14 protein-coding genes and 1 riboswitch are annotated in these 19,278 nt (G+C 40.5%); all 14 genes read left to right on the top strand.

From position 1 onward, the window contains the following. The first annotated feature begins 78 nt into the window (after positions 1 to 78). The 14 genes from ACTQXY_RS04205 (at position 79) to ppdK (ending at position 19,201) form a co-directional block, all read left to right on the top strand. Positions 79 to 1,635, top strand: a complete 1,557-nt coding sequence (locus tag ACTQXY_RS04205; RefSeq protein ID WP_441658415.1) for an ABC transporter substrate-binding protein — start codon at positions 79 to 81, stop codon at positions 1,633 to 1,635. 64 nt (positions 1,636 to 1,699) lie between these two features. Continuing rightward, positions 1,700 to 2,650 carry an ABC transporter permease subunit gene (locus ACTQXY_RS04200; protein WP_441658414.1) on the top strand — a complete coding sequence of 317 codons (951 nt, stop codon included), beginning with the start codon at positions 1,700 to 1,702 and terminating at the stop codon, positions 2,648 to 2,650. A gap of 13 nt (positions 2,651 to 2,663) precedes the next feature. Next, positions 2,664 to 3,560, top strand: a complete 897-nt coding sequence (locus ACTQXY_RS04195) for an ABC transporter permease (protein ID WP_173690873.1) — start codon at positions 2,664 to 2,666, stop codon at positions 3,558 to 3,560. After that, positions 3,560 to 4,582, top strand: coding sequence for an oligopeptide/dipeptide ABC transporter ATP-binding protein (locus ACTQXY_RS04190; protein WP_441658413.1), 1,023 nt, complete (start codon positions 3,560 to 3,562; stop codon positions 4,580 to 4,582). The genes ACTQXY_RS04195 and ACTQXY_RS04190 overlap by 1 nt, the downstream gene beginning before the upstream one ends. A 2-nt stretch (positions 4,583 to 4,584) precedes the next feature. Continuing rightward, positions 4,585 to 5,562, top strand: coding sequence for an oligopeptide/dipeptide ABC transporter ATP-binding protein (locus ACTQXY_RS04185; RefSeq protein WP_441658412.1), 978 nt, complete (start codon positions 4,585 to 4,587; stop codon positions 5,560 to 5,562). A 54-nt stretch (positions 5,563 to 5,616) separates the two neighbouring features. Beyond that, a riboswitch (Lysine riboswitch) is annotated at positions 5,617 to 5,784 on the top strand. Positions 5,785 to 5,914: 130 nt separating this feature from the next. Beyond that, on the top strand, positions 5,915 to 7,513 hold the full coding sequence (locus tag ACTQXY_RS04180; protein ID WP_441658411.1) for a Na+/H+ antiporter NhaC family protein: 1,599 nt from the start codon (positions 5,915 to 5,917) through the stop codon (positions 7,511 to 7,513). Positions 7,514 to 7,625: 112 nt separating this feature from the next. Beyond that, positions 7,626 to 10,550 carry an insulinase family protein gene (locus ACTQXY_RS04175; RefSeq protein WP_441658410.1) on the top strand — a complete coding sequence of 975 codons (2,925 nt, stop codon included), beginning with the start codon at positions 7,626 to 7,628 and terminating at the stop codon, positions 10,548 to 10,550. Positions 10,551 to 10,615: 65 nt separating this feature from the next. Next, entirely contained in the window at positions 10,616 to 11,515 is a 900-nt protein-coding gene (gene era, locus ACTQXY_RS04170) for a GTPase Era (protein ID WP_441658409.1), read from the top strand. A 104-nt stretch (positions 11,516 to 11,619) separates the two neighbouring features. Further along, positions 11,620 to 11,808: a hypothetical protein gene (locus ACTQXY_RS04165; protein WP_004614447.1), complete on the top strand. Its 189-nt coding sequence runs from the start codon at positions 11,620 to 11,622 to the stop codon at positions 11,806 to 11,808. Then, positions 11,753 to 12,502, top strand: coding sequence for a DNA repair protein RecO (recO, locus tag ACTQXY_RS04160; protein ID WP_441658408.1), 750 nt, complete (start codon positions 11,753 to 11,755; stop codon positions 12,500 to 12,502). The genes ACTQXY_RS04165 and recO overlap by 56 nt, the downstream gene beginning before the upstream one ends. Before the next feature lie 86 nt (positions 12,503 to 12,588). After that, positions 12,589 to 13,977, top strand: coding sequence for a glycine--tRNA ligase (locus tag ACTQXY_RS04155; RefSeq protein WP_022250773.1), 1,389 nt, complete (start codon positions 12,589 to 12,591; stop codon positions 13,975 to 13,977). Between the two features lie 107 nt (positions 13,978 to 14,084). Next, positions 14,085 to 14,849, top strand: a complete 765-nt coding sequence (locus ACTQXY_RS04150; protein WP_441658407.1) for a transposase — start codon at positions 14,085 to 14,087, stop codon at positions 14,847 to 14,849. Positions 14,850 to 14,950: 101 nt separating this feature from the next. Next, the gene (locus ACTQXY_RS04145; RefSeq protein WP_441658406.1) at positions 14,951 to 16,330 is read left to right on the top strand and encodes an aminopeptidase; all 1,380 of its coding nucleotides are present in this window, start codon (positions 14,951 to 14,953) and stop codon (positions 16,328 to 16,330) included. Positions 16,331 to 16,576: 246 nt separating this feature from the next. Then, complete coding sequence (gene ppdK, locus ACTQXY_RS04140) at positions 16,577 to 19,201, top strand: pyruvate, phosphate dikinase (RefSeq protein WP_441658405.1); 2,625 nt, start codon at positions 16,577 to 16,579, stop codon at positions 19,199 to 19,201. Positions 19,202 to 19,278: the final 77 nt, after the last annotated feature.

The following is a 19,278-nucleotide window of genomic DNA, read 5'->3' as shown; positions in this document are numbered from 1 at the left end:
TATAAAATAAATCAATTTTACAGGGGGAATGGATTCAAGTAGAATAGACGGGTAAAAATAAAGGAGGATTAGTAAATTATGAAAAGAAAAGCATTATCGTGTATTTTGGCATTGACAATGTGTGTAGCGCTTTTGGTATCAGGCTGTGGAAACACAAAGTCGGACAAAAATGACGATGGTAAAAAAGATGAGATACATATAGCGATTTCTGCGAATCCACCATCGCTGGATCCGCAATCGGTAAATTCCAATATCGTCGGGGGAATTGGAATTCATGTATACGAATCACTGTTTGCAATGGATGAAAATTATGAGCCAACACCTGTCTTAGCAGAGTCTTATGAGGTGAGTGATGATGGAATGACTTACACGATTAAGCTTCGACAGGGTGTGAAATTCCACAATGGGGAGGAGATGACTGCAGATGATGTTGTTGCATCTATGAACCGCTGGATTGAAACTTCTCCGAAAGCGAACACGTTGATTGGAGGCTCTACATTTGAAAAAGTAGATGACTATACTGTGAATTTAAAAGTAAATCAGGCGTCATCTGACATTATTATGATTCTTGCAAGTCCGATTCAGTTTGCAGCGATTTACCCGGCAGAAGTAGTTGAATCAGCAGGCGCAGACGGTATCAGCGAATATATTGGTACGGGACCTTACAAAGTGTCTGAGTGGAAACAGGATCAATATGTAAAATTGGAGAAAAATGAGGATTATCAGCCTTCAAAAGACGCATCGACAGGTATTGCGGGCGAAAAGAAAGCAGCTACAGAGACACTTTATTTTGATGTAGTTACAGATGCGGCAACTCGTATTGCAGGTCTGCAGAATGGCCAGTATGATATTGCGGAGGAAATTCCGGCAGATAATTATGAGGAGCTGTCAAAAGATGAATCTTTAAAAATGAGCGTTGAAAGAGGAGGTACACTGAATTTGTTCCTCAATACAACGGAAGGAATCATGGCAGATGTAAATATGAGACAGGCGATTCTTGCAGCACTGAACTGTGACGATATTCTTCTTGCAAGTTATGGTAACAAAGATTTATATGAAGTGAATGCAGGATGGTGCGTGCCTACAGATACTCAGTGGGGAACAGATGCAGGAAAAGAATACTATAACCAAAATGATGTGGAAAAAGCAAAAGAATTACTGAAAAAAGCAGGATACAATAACGAAAAGATTGTTTTGGTAACGACCCCGGATTATGCAGAAATGTACAATGCCACTTTGGTTGTGCAGGAACAGCTAAAGAAAGCGGGAATCAATGCAGAAGTAGAAAGCTATGATTTTAGTACTTTTATGGAACATCGAGCAGATCCGAAACAGTTCTCTATGTTCATTACAAGTAACAGTTATAATATGCTTCCAATCCAGCTTTCTGTATTGGATAAAGGCTGGGCAGGTCTGGATCGTCAGGAAGTCACAGATGGAATCGCAGCGATCCGTTCGGCGGCGACAGCGGAAGATGCTTCTGCGGCATGGGCAGACTTGCAGACATTCTTATATGAATATGGTGCAGCTACGGTACTTGGACATTACACCGGAGTGAATGCCATGAGTGCAAATGTAGATGGTGTGGATTATTTGAGATTTCCGATTTATTGGAATGCAACAGCTTCAAAATAGAAACAGGTTAACAGCGGAGTGCAAAAGCAGTCCGCTGATTTTATGAGAAGGGAAGTGTATTTGGATGTTATCATATATTTTTAAACGTATTTTGTCACTGATACCGGTTTTGCTTGTAGTGTCCTGTGTTGCTTTTTTGATTGTATATATGATACCGGGCGGACCGGCGACGGCATTACTTGGAATGGAAGCAACACCGGAACAGATACATACTTTGAATGCAGAGCTGGGATTTGACCGCCCATTTCTTACACAATATGTGGATTGGTTTGGGAAAGTACTTCAAGGCGATTGGGGGACATCATACTTTTTACATCAGTCTGTATTAGAGGCTATCGCAGAATATTTTCCGCCAACATTGAGTCTTGCAATCCTTGCACAGATTATTGCACTGCTGTTAGCGGTTCCGTTGGGGATTCTTGCAGCCTGTAAAAGAGGAACTGCGGTGGATGTGGCAGCTGTCACAACTTCACTTTTGGGGGTGGCGCTTCCGGGGTTTTTGCTTAGTATGTTTTTAATGCTTATTTTTAGTGTCTACAATCATTGGTTCCCGGTAGCTGGTTATGCAAGTTTGTCAGAAGGAATACTGGAACATTTAAAATATCTGTTTGTGCCGGCACTTTCACTTGGAATTGTGCAGGCTGCATATCTTACAAGAATGATTCGTTCTTCATTGCTTGATGTACTGCATATGAATTATATTCATACAGCACGCTCAAAAGGTCTTAAAGAGAGAACCGTAATTTTGAGATATGGTCTGAAAAATGCGGCGCCAGTCATATTGACTGCAATCGGTCAGTCTTTCGGAAGTCTCATTACCGGAACGATTGTGACAGAGACATTATTTAACATTCCGGGTCTTGGTATGCTGACGCTTAGTTCGATCAATCGAAGAGATGTATTTGTGATTCAGGGAGTGGTTCTCTTTGTCACATTGTTATATGTGATTGTGAATTTGACAGTAGATATACTGTATGGTTTTGTGGATCCGAGACTCCGGCCAGGATTGAAATAGGAGGTGACGAAAAATGTATTTTACACGTAAAAGTATGTCGGAGGCAAGTAAGACGATTTTTAAGGAACAAAGAGAACTTACAAAAGAAAGGATTTTGGGAAATCCTGCATTAATAATAGGAACAATCGGGTTTCTTGTCATCTTGACAGCTGCGGTTTTTGTCCCGCTTATCAGCTCTGTCGATCCGAATGCAATGTCGGTATCCGAGCGTTTCAGAGCACCCGGAGGAGCGTATTTATTTGGAACAGATGAATTTGGGAGAGATCTTTTTATTCGTCTGATGTATGGGGCAAGGGTTTCTCTTTGGGTAGGGGGAAGCGTAGCCGTATTATCCTGTGTTATTGGAACACTGATCGGAATTTATGCAAGCTATTTTAAAATATTAGATCAAATTTTAATGAGGATCTGTGACGGATTGATCGCGATACCGGGAATTCTTTTGGCGATTGCGCTGATAGCCGCATTAGGCACATCAAGCTGGAATGTAGTGATTGCGCTTACGGTTGTCTACACGCCGAGTGTTGCCAGAACAGTGAGGGCGAGGGCGTTGGTTATTCGGGAACAGCCGTATGTGGAAGCTGCCAAGGTACAGGGATTTAGCAATTTTAGAATTTTATGGAAATTAGTTTTACCAGGGGTTATTTCCCCGCTTACAGTGCAGGCATCTTTCATTTTTGCACAGGCGATTATCTCGGAAGCATCTCTCAGTTTTTTGGGAGCAGGAATCCCGGCGCCGGCGGCAAGTTGGGGAAATATGCTTCAGGCGAGCAAACTTGTTTTTTCAAAGGCGCCTTGGACGATGTTATGTCCGGGGATTGCTGTTATCGTATGCGTGCTGAGCCTGAATCTTTTGGGAGACGGTCTTAGAGATTTTCTGGATCCTAAAACGAAAGGAGGAGCAGGTAAATAATGCAAGCGAAGAACAATGAAAGAGAGCAGGAAGTACTGTTGGAAATGAAAGGGCTGAAGGTGTCGTTTCCAATCCATAAAAAATGGTTTCCGGCAGTTGACGGTGTAAATTTTTCTGTTTATCCGGGAGAAATCACAGGAATTGTAGGAGAATCGGGTTCTGGGAAAAGTGTTATGTCCCAGTCTATTCTGCGTTTGAAAGAGCATGATACATCTGTTCGGTATGAAGGAGAGATTCTCTTTGAAAAAGAGGATCTTTTGAAACGACCCCTGTCTCAGATGCGAAAAATCCGAGGAGAAAAGATTTCTATTATTTTTCAAGATCCATTGAATTCATTGAGCCCGGTTCATACGGTTGGAAAACAGTTGAGTGAGATTCTTCTTTTTCATAAAAATATTTCCAAAAAAGAGGCGCAGGAACGTTCGGTTGAAATGCTGAAATTGACAGGGATTCCAAATCCACAAAATTGTATGAAAAAATATCCGTTTGAGTTGTCGGGAGGAATGCAGCAGAGGGTGATGATTGCGATGGCGCTGGCATGTGAGCCAAAGCTTTTGATAGCGGATGAACCGACGACAGCTTTGGATGTGACGATTCAGGAACAAATTTTACATCTGATACGAAAGTTGAATGAAAAAATGGGAATGTCTGTATTGTTCATCACTCATGATATGGGCGCGGTGTCGCAGTTGTGCCACAGCGTGAAGGTGATGTATCTTGGACAAATTGTAGAAGATGCCGTGACAGAGGAGCTTTTTTCCAATCCGCTTCACCCATATACAAAAGGATTATTGTCATGTATTCCGCACCTGGGAGTGGAAAGAGATGTGGAATTGCCTACCATACATGGAGCGGTTCCGTCTATTTCGCAGATACCGGACGGATGCCATTTTTGCACGAGATGTCAGTACGCTGATAAAAAGTGCGAACGACAGCAGCCACCTTTGGTAGAAGTCACTTCGGGACATTTTGTAAAATGCTGGAAATATATAGATAAGGGAAATGCGGAAAGTGAGGAGTGATTATGGGCGAATATTTGCTTGAGGTAAAAAATCTGAAAAAAACATATCCGATATATAGAAATACAGGAAAACTTTTTGGTTCAAAAGAGCGTATGAATGCGGTGGACGGGATGTCATTTTATATCAAAAAGGGAGAGACCTATGGGCTGGTAGGAGAGTCTGGGTGCGGAAAGTCGACAAGCGGACGGGTAATTGTAGGATTGACTAAAACAGACAGCGGTTCGATTTTTTATGAGGGGACAGATTTGTGCAGTCTAAGTGAAAAAGAATTTCGCCCGTTTCGAAAGGAGATACAGATGGTGTTTCAAAATACACTGTCTGCATTGAATCCGCGTCAAAGGATTGGAAGTATATTGGAGGATATTCTTTTTATTCACGGTGTGAAAGACCGTGAGGAAAGGAGAAATCAGGCAGTCGAGGTGCTGAGACGTGTGGGGCTTGAAAAAGAGTATTATTTTCGATTTCCGCATGAGCTTTCCGGAGGACAGGTTCAGCGTCTTGGGATTGCAAGTGCACTGGTTGTACAGCCAAAACTGATCGTGTGTGATGAACCGGTATCGGCTTTGGATGTATCAATTCAGGCACAGATTTTAAACATGCTCAAAAAACTGCAAAAAGAACTAAAACTTAGCCTGCTTTTTATATCGCATGATATTGGTGTTGTGCGGTTTATATCGGATCGTGTGGGAGTAATGTATCTTGGCACATTGGTAGAGGAGGCAGAGACAGAAGAATTGTTTTCCAATCCGCTGCATCCTTATACAAAAGCGTTGCTTGCAGCGGCTTTGGATCCATATGTCAGCAGGAAAACGTTTGTGGCATTAAAAGGAGAACAGCCGATTCGAACGGAAAATTTTGTGGGCTGTGCATTTTGCAGTCGATGTCCATATGCAGCAGAACAGTGTAAAAAAGAGACGCCTGTTCTCCAAAAGTTTGGAGAAGGACACAAAGTAGCATGCCACCGGGCAATAGAATTTTAAATTGAGTATTAACAATCGAGGAAAGTTATGATATACTATTAATAATTGAATGACTAAAAGGATAGAGGTGCGGATTTCATCAGTATTGTGTGGCAAAGTTGGACAGCCGTCACATATGAAAGGGGAAGTCGCCGAAGAGATGTTTTTTTGTCCAGAAAGATATCTCTGGGATATTGCAGAATATGCAATATACTGTCACTTATGTGGAGAGCTATCGTTGGTTTGTTAGGAATACGAAAGAAAAGATGCAGGATAAGTATGCGGGAACCATGAATGTGCTTTTACACAAAGGTCATTCATGGTTTTTATTATCAGGGGAGATACCCTTTGAAGGAAAGAGAGGAACTTATTTATGCATATTTCAAAAAAGAAAGTATTGTCAGTGTGTTCGAGTGTTTTTGTGTTGACGCTGATACTGTCTATGACGGTGTTTGCGGCTGAGAAAGCACCGAAACCAGAACTGTATGCTACTTTTTGGGCATTAATCCCTCCCGTTGTGGCGATTGCTCTTGCGTTGATCACAAAAGAAGTATATAGTTCATTGTTTGTTGGTATTTTAGTAGGAGCATTACTCTACTCGGGATTTTCATTTGAAAAAACGGTAGTACATATTTTTGAAGGCGGAATTATCAGCGTGCTTTCTGACAAGTATAATGTTGGAATTTTGGTATTCCTTGTGATATTGGGAGCAATGGTCTCCTTGATGAACAGAGCAGGAGGTTCCGCAGCATTCGGAGAATGGGCAGGACAACATATCAAATCACGTGTGGGCGCACAGCTTGCGACAATTGCACTTGGTGTGTTGATTTTTATTGATGACTATTTTAACTGTCTGACTGTGGGAAGCGTGATGCGTCCGGTAACAGACAAACATAATGTGTCTCGTGCAAAGTTGTCTTACTTGATCGACGCAACAGCGGCTCCGGTCTGCATCATTGCACCGATTTCTTCGTGGGCAGCAGCGGTGACAGGTTTTGTAGAAGGGGAAGATGGATTTTCAATCTTTATGCAGGCGATACCATATAATTTTTATGCACTTCTTACAATTGTGATGATGATTGGAATCGTATTGCTCAAAGCAGATTACGGTCCAATGAGAACACATGAGATGAATGCGTTGAAAGGTGATCTCTATACAACAGAAGGACGTCCTTATGAAAATGCATCTGAAGGTGTTGTGAATCATAATGGAAAGGTAATTGATCTGGTGATTCCGATTCTTTCACTGATTGTGTGCTGTGTCATCGGAATGATCTACACAGGCGGATTTTTTGATGGAGTAGGATTTGTGGAGGCATTTTCAAACAGTGATGCATCTGTAGGTCTTGTGCTTGGAAGCTTTTTCGGACTAATCATAACGATTGCATTGTATGTGGTACGCAGAGTATTGAATTTCTCGGATTGTATGTCATGTATTCCGGAAGGATTCAAGGCGATGGTGCCAGCAATCATGATCCTGACATTTGCGTGGACATTAAAAGCGATGACAGACAGTCTTGGAGCAGCAGAATTTGTTGCAACGACAGTAGAGCAGTTCGCAGGGGGATTGATGAACTTTCTGCCAGCGATCATTTTCTTGATTGGATGCTTCCTTGCATTCGCGACAGGGACATCATGGGGAACTTTTGGTATTTTAATTCCAATCGTAGTTGCGATTTTTGCAAATACGAACCATGAACTGATGATTATCTCTATCTCAGCATGTATGGCTGGTGCGGTCTGTGGAGATCATTGTTCGCCGATTTCTGACACGACGATCATGGCATCGGCAGGTGCACAGTGTGACCATGTAAATCACGTGTCTACTCAACTTCCGTATGCGATGACAGCTGCAGCGGTATCGTTTGTGACTTATATTATTGCCGGATTTGTGCAGAGTGCATGGATTGCGCTGCCGATTGGTATTGCGTTAATGCTCGGGACACTGCTGGTGTTGAGAATGAAAAAATAAGGGAAAAGAGCATCGTAAACTTTAAGTTTACGATGTTCTTCTTTTTGTGTTACAATAGAAATATATGGGAAGACTAAAAATAAAAGCTTATAACAGAGAAAAGAGGAAATATATGAACATAAATGTAATGACAAACTACGAGCTGATACAGCAAAAAGAATTGAAAGATCTGAAGTCAGAAGGTTACTTGCTGCGCCATAAAAAAAGCGGAGCGAGAGTGCTTTTGATGGAAAATGATGATGAAAATAAGGTGTTTACGATTGGGTTTCGTACTCCTCCGGAGGACAGTACAGGACTTCCGCACATTTTGGAGCATTCGGTGCTGTGCGGGTCAAAAAATTTTCCGGTAAAAGATCCGTTTGTAGAGCTTGTGAAAGGATCGTTGAACACATTTTTGAATGCGATGACTTACCCGGACAAAACGGTCTATCCGGTGGCAAGCTGCAATGAAAAGGACTTTCAAAATCTGATGCATGTTTATATGGATGCGGTGTTTTATCCGAATATTTATGAGTATGATGAGATATTCCGTCAGGAGGGATGGAGCTATAATCTGGAATCAAAAGAGGATGCGCTGACTTATAATGGGGTGGTGTACAATGAGATGAAAGGAGCATTTTCCTCACCGGAGGGAGTACTTGACCGTGTGATCCTGAATTCGCTTTTTCCAGATACCTCTTATGCGAATGAGTCGGGCGGAGACCCGGAAGTGATTCCAGAGCTTACGTATGAGCAGTTCTTAGAATTTCACAGCAGATATTATCATCCGTCCAACAGCTATATTTATCTGTATGGCGACATGGATATGGAAGAAAAGCTGGAATGGCTGGATCGGGAGTATCTGTCGAAGTTTGATACACTGCAGATTGATTCTGCAATCAGAGAGCAGGCGCCATTTGATGCTGTAAAAGAGATTGAGATGGAATATTCGATCGCAAGTGACGAGTCGGAGGAGGATAATACTTATTTATCATACAATAAAGTAATCGGAACAAGTCTTGACCGCGAATTGTATCTGGCATTTCAGGTTTTGGACTATGCACTTTTATCTGCACCGGGCGCACCGCTTAAGAAGGCGCTTGTGGATGCCGGTATCGGAAAAGATATTATGGGATCGTATGACAATGGAATTTATCAGCCGATTTTCTCGATTATTGCGAAAAATGCAAATTTGGAGCAAAAAGAAGAGTTTCTTTCTATTGTGGAACGAACATTGTCAGAGATCGTGAAAAAGGGAATGGATACGAAGGCGCTGGAAGCAGGTATCAATTATCATGAATTCCGTTATCGTGAGGCTGATTTTGGAAATTATCCAAAAGGGCTGATGTATGGACTTCAGATTTTTGACAGCTGGCTGTATGATGATGAGAAACCATTTATTCATGTGGAGGCAATTGAGACATTTGAATTCCTGAAGGAAAATATAGAGAACGGATATTTTGAGAAGTTAATCCAGAAATATCTGCTTGACAACACACATGGAGCGATTGTTGTAGTGAAACCGGAAAAAGGGCGAACTGCAAGAATGGACAGAGAGCTGGAAGAAAAACTGCAGAATTATAAAGAAGGATTGAGTGACGAAGAAGTCGAAAAAATGGTACGGGATACGAAACAATTGCAGCAGTATCAGGAAGAGCCGTCGGCAGCAGAAGATTTAGAAAAAATTCCAGTGCTGAGAAGAGAAGATATCAGCCGTGAGATTGCGCCGATTTATAATGAAGTGCTGGATTTTGACAGCACGCCGGTTATTTATCACGAGATTGAGACAAATGGAATCGGATATGTGGATTTATTGTTCGATCTGTCAGGAGTATCAGAAGAAATGCTTCCGTATGCAGGAATTTTGCAGGCGGTACTCGGGATTATTGACACAAATAACTATGAATATGGTGAGTTGTTCAATGAGATCAATGTACACACAGGTGGTATCGGGACGTCGCTTGAATTGTATCCGAATGTAGAAAAGGTGAAAGAAAAAGAGTTCAAGGCAACGTTTGAGATCAAGACAAAAGCCTTATATGGAAAACTTCCGGTTGCATTCCGTATGATGCAGGAGATTTTAACAGAGTCGAAACTGACAGATGAAAAACGTCTGAAAGAGATTCTTTCCATGGCAAAATCAAGACTGCAGATGCGTTTTCAGTCTTCCGGACATACAACAGCGGCTCTGCGTGCAATGTCGTATGCATCTCCGTTGTCAAAGTTGAAAGACCTGACATCAGGAATCGGATACTATGAGATTGTAAAACAGATTGAAGAGCATTTTGAGGAAGAGAAAGATACTTTGATAAAGAATCTGCAGACACTTACGAAATTACTGTTCCGTCCGGAAAATATGATGGTAAGTTACACGGCTGCAAGAGAAGGAATGGAAGATTTGGAAAAGCTTGTGAGTGAATTGAAGGCGAAATTATTTACGGAGCCTGTACAGGGGAAGCCTTGTGTGATTCACTGTGAAAAGAAAAATGAAGGATTTAAGACATCGTCCAAAGTACAGTATGTAGCTCGCGCAGGAAACTTTATTGACGGTGGAGCTTCTTATACTGGAGCTCTCCAGATTTTGAAAGTGATTTTAAGTTATGATTATCTGTGGCAGAACGTCCGTGTAAAAGGTGGCGCATATGGATGCATGAGTAATTTCACAAGAATCGGAGATGGTTACTTTGTGTCTTATCGCGATCCGAATCTGGAAAAGACAAATGAGATTTACGAAGGTGTGGCAGAATATCTGAGACAATTCTCAGTAGGAGAACGGGACATGACGAAATATATTATCGGAACGATCAGCAATATTGATCAGCCGATGACTCCGGCATTAAAAGGAGAGCGTTCTATGAATCTTTATATGAATCATGTGACGGCACAGATGATCGAAGAGGAGAGAGCACAGATTTTGGATGCAAACGAAGAGGATATCCGAGCGCTGGCGGAAGTGGTTGAGGCAGTTCTTGGAAGCAATCAGATCTGCGTAATCGGAAGTGAAGAGAAAATTGAGGAGCAGAAGAGCTTGTTTAAAGAGACAAAAAGTTTATTTTAACAGTTCGGTTATAAGTGAGGAGTTTAGCTGTGTAAGCAGCGGAAAATATACAGATAGGAGAAGCTATGAGAGCAGATTATAAATCAGGTTTTGTAACATTGATCGGAAGACCGAATGTAGGGAAATCTACATTGATGAATTATCTGATCGGACAGAAGATCGCGATTACATCGAACAAACCGCAGACAACAAGAAATCGAATCCAGACCGTTTTGACAACGGAGGAAGGTCAGACTGTCTTTGTGGATACACCTGGGATCCACAAGGCGAAAAATAAGCTTGGGGAATATATGGTGAATGTGGCGGAGCGGACATTGAATGAAGTCGATGTCGTACTTTGGCTTGTGGAACCGTCTACCTTTATCGGGGCAGGGGAGAAACACATCGCAGACCAGTTAAAAAAAGTAAAGACGCCGGTTGTGCTGGTAATTAATAAAGTAGATATGGTAAAAAGAGAAGAAGTGCTGGCGTTTATAGATGCATATCGTAAAATATATGATTTTGCAGAGATTGTTCCGGTGTCGGCAAGAAGCGGGGAGAACACAGATGAGCTTGTGAAAGTGATTTTGCAGTATCTGCCGTATGGTCCACAGTTCTATGATGAGGATACGGTTACAGATCAGCCGGAGCGCCAGATTGTATCGGAATTGATTCGTGAAAAGGCGCTGCACTGTCTGAATGAGGAAATTCCGCATGGAATTGCAGTGTCGATTGACCGTATGAAAGCGCGAAAGAAAGTGATGGACATCGATGCAACGATCATTTGTGAGCGTGATTCACATAAAGGAATCATCATCGGAAAACAGGGAAGCATGTTAAAGAAGATAGGAAGTACCGCCAGATTTGAGATTGAGCGTCTTTTGGATTGCAAGGTAAACTTGCAGTTGTGGGTGAAGGTGAAGAAAGACTGGAGAGACAGTGACTTCTTGATTCAGAATTTTGGATATAAAAACGACGAAGAATAAACTTGTCAAGGGGTTGCGGCGCAAAAAGAACTGGCAGATAGTCTCAGTATGGAAACGGTCGAATGGGAAATCCTAATGTTAGAAGCACAAAGGAGGGATTTTTCATGACGAAAACAGATTGGTGGGAAACATTTACAAAGACAGGCTGCGTGACAGATTATTTGTCTTACAAGGGAATTGGCAAAGAGGAATATTCCTGTGTGCAGCCGAAAAATAGAAACGTGGGAGAGAGAACACTTGAGTCAGTCAGTAACAGTGACGGGGATGATACTGTCCGCATCACCTATCGGTGAGAATGATAAAAGAATTGTGATTTTGACAAAAGAAAAAGGAAAGATTTCAGCGTTCGCAAAAGGGGCAAGAAGACAGAACAGCCATCTTCTTGGCGCGACGAATCCTTTTTCTTTTGGCGAATTCGTTTTGTATGAGGGAAGAAGTTCCTATAATCTGCTGCAGGCAAACATTTCCAATTATTTTATGGAACTTGCAACGGATTTAGAGGGGGCTTACTATGGATTTTATTTTATGGAGTTTGCCGATTATTATACGAAAGAACACAATGACGAGCGGCAGATGCTAAGGCTTTTGTATCAGACATTGCGGGCATTATCTTCAAATAAGATTCCGAGAGAACTGGTGAGGTACATATTCGAATTGAAGACGCTGGTTGTAAACGGAGAGTATCCGGATGTGTTTCACTGTACAGGGTGCGGTACGCAGGAGCAAGGTGTTTTGTTCAGCAGCAGAAATCGAGGGATTGTATGTGAAAAGTGCAGGCGCACAGTGTCTGATGGAATCCTGATCAATAGTTCGACTCTTTATACGATGCAGTATGTAGTAACTTCTACGATTGAGAAACTGTATACGTTTGTTGTGTCAGATGAGGTGCTGAAACAGCTTGGAAAGATTATGAAACAATATACGGGAATGTATGTGGATAAACGATTTAAATCACTAGAAATTTTGGAAATGTGCCTGCTTTCCTGAGGGCTTAGGAAAGAGGGTTGAAAAATCAGCACTTTAACGGTATAATGAAACACATTAAGAAATTCGAAATGAGAGGAATGAATAAGATGGAAAAAACAATGGAAAAAATTGTAGCACTTGCGAAATCAAGAGGATTTGTATATCCGGGATCTGAGATTTACGGAGGGCTTGCAAATACATGGGATTATGGAAACCTTGGTGTGGAATTGAAAAACAATGTGAAAAGAGCATGGTGGCAGAAATTTATCATGGAAAATCCATATAATGTAGGTGTGGATTGTGCAATCTTGATGAATCCACAGACATGGGTGGCTTCCGGACATTTGGGAGGATTCAGTGATCCGCTTATGGATTGTAAAGAATGTAAAGAGAGATTTCGTGCAGACCAGTTGATTGAAAGTTTTGCAGAAGAAAATGGAATCGAACTGACAGAAAGTGTGGATTCGTGGTCAAAAGAGCAGATGGAAGCTTGGATTACAGAGCACAATGTTCCATGTCCGACATGTGGAAAACACAATTTTACAGAGATTCGTCAGTTTAACCTGATGTTTAAGACTTTCCAGGGGGTAACAGAAGACGCAAAAAATACAGTATATTTAAGACCGGAGACTGCGCAGGGAATCTTTGTAAACTTTAAAAATGTACAGCGTACATCCAGAAAGAAAATTCCATTTGGTATTGGTCAGATCGGTAAATCATTCCGTAACGAGATCACACCGGGGAACTTCACATTCCGGACAAGAGAATTTGAGCAGATGGAATTAGAATTTTTCTGTGAACCTGGAACGGATTTGGAATGGTTTGCATACTGGAAACAATTCTGCCTTGACTGGTTGAAATCACTTGGAATTAAAGAAGAAGAAATCAAAGCAAGAGACCATTCAGCAGAAGAACTTTGCTTCTACAGCAAGGCTACAACTGACGTAGAATTTTTATTCCCATTTGGCTGGGGAGAACTGTGGGGAATCGCAGACAGAACAGATTACGACTTAACACAGCATCAGGAAGTATCAAAACAGGATATGACTTATTTTGATGATGAGAAGAAAGAAAAATATATTCCATACGTTATTGAGCCGTCACTTGGTGCAGACCGTATGGTACTTGCATTCCTTTGCAGTGCTTATGATGAAGAAGAATTAGAAGGTGGAGATGTTCGTACAGTACTTCACTTCCATCCGGCGCTTGCTCCGATCAAGATAGGTGTGCTTCCGTTGTCTAAGAAATTAAACGAGGGTGCGGAGAAAGTATTTGCACAGTTGTCAAAATATTATAACTGTGAATTTGATGATCGTGGAAATATTGGAAAACGTTACCGTCGTCAGGATGAAATCGGAACACCGTTCTGTATTACATATGATTTTGAATCAGAAGAAGACGGAGCGGTTACTGTTCGTGATAGAGATACTATGGAACAGGAACGAGTTAAGATTGAAGATTTAAAAACATATTTTGAGAAAAAATTTGAATTTTAATCAATTGGGGACGTAGTAAAATTGAATTTAACTACGTCCCCAATTGAAAAAAGTGGTGTCCCTAAATTGCATCTATCCCTGTCCCTAAATGTAAGGAGGGAAGAGGAGTGCCGCACAGACCAAGAAGAGAAAGCAGCACAAGATTTTATCATATTTATGTCAGAGGAATAAATAAAGAAAAGATATTTGGTCAACCGAGAGAAAAAAATTATTTTAAAAGAATTATCAGAAAATATTTAAAAGAATATGGTGTTGAAATATATTCTTACTGTATCATGTCAAATCATGCACATCTGCTAATTAAATCGGACTTAAAAGAATTATCTATGTTTATGTCAAAAGTCTTGGCAAAATACGCGCAATATTATAATTATAAAAATAATAGAAATGGTCATGTATTTCAAAACCGCTTTGGAAGTGAATGTATTGAAAGTGAACGGTATTTTTGGAATTGCTTAAAATATATACATACGAATCCTGTGAAAGCCTGCATGGTGTCAGGCTTAATGGATTATAAGTATAGCAGTATTAAAGATTATATGAATGAAATTGTGGATATACTACATGAAAATGCAATCAAACATTACAAAACGAAATTTCATGATTGGAAAGAATTCCAGCAATATCATCAACCCCAAAATCCGGATATATTTATGGATAGCAAAGAAGAAGTTTACATTCAGAGAAAAGAAAAAGCTTTGTTACTCTTGTGGGAGCTTCAAAAAGAAAAAGGGGTGGAAAATGCTATGGAAATTTTGGAAGAGGGTGAATTAAGGAAAGTATATAAAAAGAGATTAAAAGAAGAGCTGAAAATATCGAATAAAGTGTTGAATAAGATTTATGATGAATTGAAATTGAAAATTATTGGATAGGATAAAAAGACAGGGATAGATGCAATTTAGAGACAGAGTATTCAATTGGGGACGTAATAAAATTGAATTTTACTACGTCCCCAATTGAAAGGGAGGATAGTATGACTAAGAAAAATTTATGGAAATCATATACTCAAGATGAATATGTGAAATTGGAGCAAGTGAACGATGCATACAAACAATATCTGAATTTTGGAAAAACGGAAAGGGAATGCATAAAGGCTACTATTCAATTAGCGCAAAAGGCAGGGTACAGAGATTTGCAGGAAATCATAAAAGGGAAAGAGCCGTTGAAAGTAGGAGATAAAGTGTATTCTGTATGTATGGAGAAAACAATTGTGTTATTTCAGATTGGAAAAGAAAATATTGAGACTGGTCTCAATATTTTAGGTGCGCATATAGACTCACCTCGTATTGATGTGAAGCAAAATCCGTTGTATGAAGCTGGAGAATTTGCCTATTTAGATACCCATTATTATGGAGGAATAAAAAAATACCAGTGGGTGGCATTGCCGCTGGCGATACATGGTGTTGTCGTACGCAAAGATGGTACAAAACAGGAAATTGTAATCGGTGAAAAAGACGAAGAACCAATTTTTGTGATTACAGATTTATTGGTGCATTTATCAGCAGAACAGATGGAAAATAAAGCAGACAAAGTAATCGAAGGTGAAAAATTGGATTTGATTGTCGGAAATAAACCAATGAAAGGTATTGAAAAAGAAGCAGTGAAGGAAAATATACTTGGGCTCTTGAAAAAAATGTATGATATTGAGGAAGATGATTTTGTTTCTGCAGAATTAGAAATTGTTCCGGCTGGAAAAGCGAAAGACTGTGGAATAGATAGAAGTATGATTATAGGATACGGACAGGATGATAGAGCATGTGCTTTTACATCGCTTCTAGCAATACTTGATACTGAAGGGGTCAAACGAACAACCTGTTGCTTGTTGGTGGATAAAGAAGAAATAGGGAGTGTCGGTGCTACGGGAATGCATTCGAAATTTTTTGAAAACACAGTTGCTGAAATTATTGATAGAATGGGAGAATATTCTGAATTAAAATTAAGAAGAGTATTGTCAAATTCAAAAATGCTATCTTGTGATGTGAGTGCGGCATTTGATCCGATGTATGAGAGTGTATACGAAAAGGAGAATACTGCTTATTTTGGAAGAGGACTCATATTTAATAAATATACGGGGAGCAGAGGGAAAAGTGGTTCTAATGATGCAAATGCAGAGTATATTGCACATTTGAGAAATATATTAGAAAAGAATCAGATAGTTTTTCAGACTGCAGAATTAGGAAAGGTAGACGCGGGGGGAGGAGGTACTATTGCGTATATTCTGGCTGCGTATGGAATGGAAGTGATAGACAGTGGAGTAGCAGTGTTGAATATGCATGCTCCATGGGAAATTGTAAGTAAAGCAGATATTTATGAAGCCTACAAAGGATATAAAGTTTTCCTGAAAGAAGGATAGAAAAACTGTTCAAAAAGGGACAGGGATATTTTCAATTGGGGACGTAGTAAAATTCAATTTTACTACGTCCCCAATTGAACAAAAAGCCTTGACGAACCCTGAAAAACCGTATAGAATGAAGATACGACGAAAAATGTCGTATTATACCCGTTAATAATATAAAGCATAGAAAATCGACTTTGGGTAGAAAGTCGTCTTTTTCGTGCGGTGTATTAATAAAAATATTATTTAGGAGGTCACAAAGACATGACAAAATGGGTTTATATGTTCACAGAAGGTGACGCAACCATGAGAAACACTCTTGGTGGTAAAGGTGCTAACCTTGCTGAGATGACAAAATTAGGTCTTCCAGTACCACAAGGTTTCACAATCACTACAGATGCTTGTACTCAGTACTATGAAGATGGAAGAAAGATTAACGATGAGATCATGGAACAGATCATGGAAGCAATCGTTAAAATGGAAGAGATCACAGGAAAGAAATTCGGTGATAAAGAGAATCCACTTCTTGTATCTGTTCGTTCAGGAGCAAGAGCTTCTATGCCAGGTATGATGGATACAATCTTGAACCTTGGTTTAAATGAAGAAGTTGTAGAAACTTTAGCTTCTGCATCAGGAAATGCTCGTTGGGCTTGGGACTGCTACAGAAGATTTATCCAGATGTACTCTGACGTAGTTATGGAAGTAGGTAAAAAATACTTCGAAGAATTAATCGACAAGATGAAAGAAGACAGAGGAGTAACTCAGGACGTTGAGCTTACTGCAGAAGATCTTCATGAGCTTGCAGAGCAGTTCAAAGCTGAATATAAAGAAAAAATCGGTGAAGATTTCCCAGCAGATCCAAAAGAACAGTTAATGGGAGCAGTAAAAGCTGTATTCCGTTCTTGGGACAACCCACGTGCTAACGTATACCGTCGTGACAACGATATCCCATATTCTTGGGGAACAGCTGTTAACGTACAGATGATGGCATTTGGTAACATGGGAGATGATTGTGGTACAGGTGTTGCATTTACTCGTGACCCAGCTACAGGAAATAATGGTTTATTTGGAGAATTCCTTACAAATGCACAAGGTGAAGACGTTGTTGCTGGTGTTCGTACACCAATGCACATTTCAGAAATGGAACAAAAATTCCCAGAAGCATTCGTACAGTTCAAAGAAGTTTGCCAGACTTTGGAAAAACACTACAGGGATATGCAGGACATGGAATTTACAGTAGAACACGGTAAATTATACATGTTACAGACACGTAACGGTAAGAGAACAGCTCAGGCTGCTTTGAAAATCGCTTGTGACTTAGTAGATGAAGGTATGAGAACAGAGGAAGAAGCAGTTGCTATGATCGATCCTCGTAACTTAGATACATTACTTCACCCACAATTTGATGCTGCTGCATTAAAAGCTACTGCACCAGTTGCAAAAGCACTTGGAGCATCTCCAGGAGCTGCATGCGGTAAAATCGTATTCACAGCTGACGATGCAAAAGAATGGGCTGCAAGAGGAGAAAAAGTTGTTCTTGTTCGTCTTGAAACATCTCCAGAAGATATCGAAGGTATGAAAGCTGCTCAGGGTATCTTGACAGTACGTGGTGGTATGACATCTCACGCTGCCGTTGTAGCACGTGGTATGGGTACATGCTGTGTATCTGGTTGTGGTGACATCACAATGGACGAAGCTAATAAGAAATTCAAATTAGCTGGAAAAGAATACCATGAAGGAGATTTCATTTCTCTTGACGGATCTACAGGTAATATTTACGACGGAGTAATCCCAACAGTAGATGCTACAATCGCTGGAGAATTCGGAAGAATCATGGGATGGGCTGACAAATACAGAACATTAAAAGTTAGAACAAACGCAGATACTCCTGCAGATGCAAGAAAAGCTCGTGAGCTTGGTGCAGAAGGTATCGGTCTTTGCCGTACAGAGCACATGTTCTTCGAAGGAAACAGAATCGATGCATTCCGTGAAATGATCTGTTCTGAGACATTAGAAGAAAGAGAAGCTGCTCTTGAAAAAATCCTTCCAGAACAACAGGGAGATTTCGAAGCATTATATGAAGCATTAGAAGGAAATCCGGTTACAATCCGTTTCTTAGATCCACCGCTTCATGAGTTCGTTCCTACAACAGAGGAAGACATTAAGAAACTTGCAGATACTCAAGGAAAAACAGTTGAACAGATTAAAGCAATCATTGATTCTTTACATGAGTTCAACCCAATGATGGGACACAGAGGACTTCGTCTTGCTGTAACATATCCAGAGATTGCTAAGATGCAGACAAAAGCTGTTATCCGTGCTGCTATCAATGTACAGAAAGCACACAGCGACTGGAAAGTAAAACCAGAGATCATGATCCCATTGTCATGTGACGCAAAAGAATTAAAATATGTAAAAGATATGGTAGTAGAGACTGCAGATGCTGAAATCGCTGCAGCAGGTGTTGAGCTTGCATACGAAGTTGGTACTATGATCGAGATCCCAAGAGCTGCCCTTACAGCTGATGAGATCGCAAAACAGGCAGACTTCTTCTGCTTCGGTACAAACGATTTAACACAGATGACATATGGATTCTCTCGTGATGATGCTGGTAAGTTCTTAGATGCTTACTATGATGCAAAAATCTTTGAAAACGATCCATTTGCTAAATTAGACCAGATCGGTGTAGGTAAATTAATGGAAACAGCTATTAAATTAGGAAAACCAGTTAATTCAAACCTTCACGTAGGTATCTGTGGAGAACACGGTGGAGATCCAAGTTCTGTAGAATTCTGCCACAAGATTGGCTTAGACTACGTTTCTTGCTCACCATTCCGTGTGCCAATCGCAAGATTAGCTGCTGCACAGGCTGCTATCAATAACAAGTAATACACCGTATAGAACAGGTGTAGAAACTTCATTAGTTTCAATAACAGAACCCCTTACGCAATGAAAGCGTAAGGGGG

The organism is Faecalimonas sp. LCP19S3_D12, from assembly GCF_052121495.1.
Taxonomy (GTDB): Bacteria; Bacillota; Clostridia; order Lachnospirales; family Lachnospiraceae; genus Faecalimonas.
The sequence above is the reverse complement of the archived record's forward strand: the minus strand, read 5'-3'. Positions and strand labels throughout refer to the sequence as shown.

Bases quoted from the DNA above. Each gene is read 5' to 3' on its own strand.
- ACTQXY_RS04205 (WP_441658415.1), top strand. From the start codon at position 79: ATGAAAAGAAAAGCATTATCGTGTATTTTGGCATTGACAATGTGTGTA.
- ACTQXY_RS04200 (WP_441658414.1), top strand. From the start codon at position 1,700: ATGTTATCATATATTTTTAAACGTATTTTGTCACTGATACCGGTTTTG.
- ACTQXY_RS04195 (WP_173690873.1), top strand. From the start codon at position 2,664: ATGTATTTTACACGTAAAAGTATGTCGGAGGCAAGTAAGACGATTTTT.
- ACTQXY_RS04190 (WP_441658413.1), top strand. From the start codon at position 3,560: ATGCAAGCGAAGAACAATGAAAGAGAGCAGGAAGTACTGTTGGAAATG.
- ACTQXY_RS04185 (WP_441658412.1), top strand. From the start codon at position 4,585: ATGGGCGAATATTTGCTTGAGGTAAAAAATCTGAAAAAAACATATCCG.
- ACTQXY_RS04180 (WP_441658411.1), top strand. From the start codon at position 5,915: ATGCATATTTCAAAAAAGAAAGTATTGTCAGTGTGTTCGAGTGTTTTT.
- ACTQXY_RS04175 (WP_441658410.1), top strand. From the start codon at position 7,626: ATGAACATAAATGTAATGACAAACTACGAGCTGATACAGCAAAAAGAA.
- era (WP_441658409.1), top strand. From the start codon at position 10,616: ATGAGAGCAGATTATAAATCAGGTTTTGTAACATTGATCGGAAGACCG.
- ACTQXY_RS04165 (WP_004614447.1), top strand. From the start codon at position 11,620: ATGACGAAAACAGATTGGTGGGAAACATTTACAAAGACAGGCTGCGTG.
- ACTQXY_RS04155 (WP_022250773.1), top strand. From the start codon at position 12,589: ATGGAAAAAACAATGGAAAAAATTGTAGCACTTGCGAAATCAAGAGGA.
- ACTQXY_RS04145 (WP_441658406.1), top strand. From the start codon at position 14,951: ATGACTAAGAAAAATTTATGGAAATCATATACTCAAGATGAATATGTG.
- ppdK (WP_441658405.1), top strand. From the start codon at position 16,577: ATGACAAAATGGGTTTATATGTTCACAGAAGGTGACGCAACCATGAGA.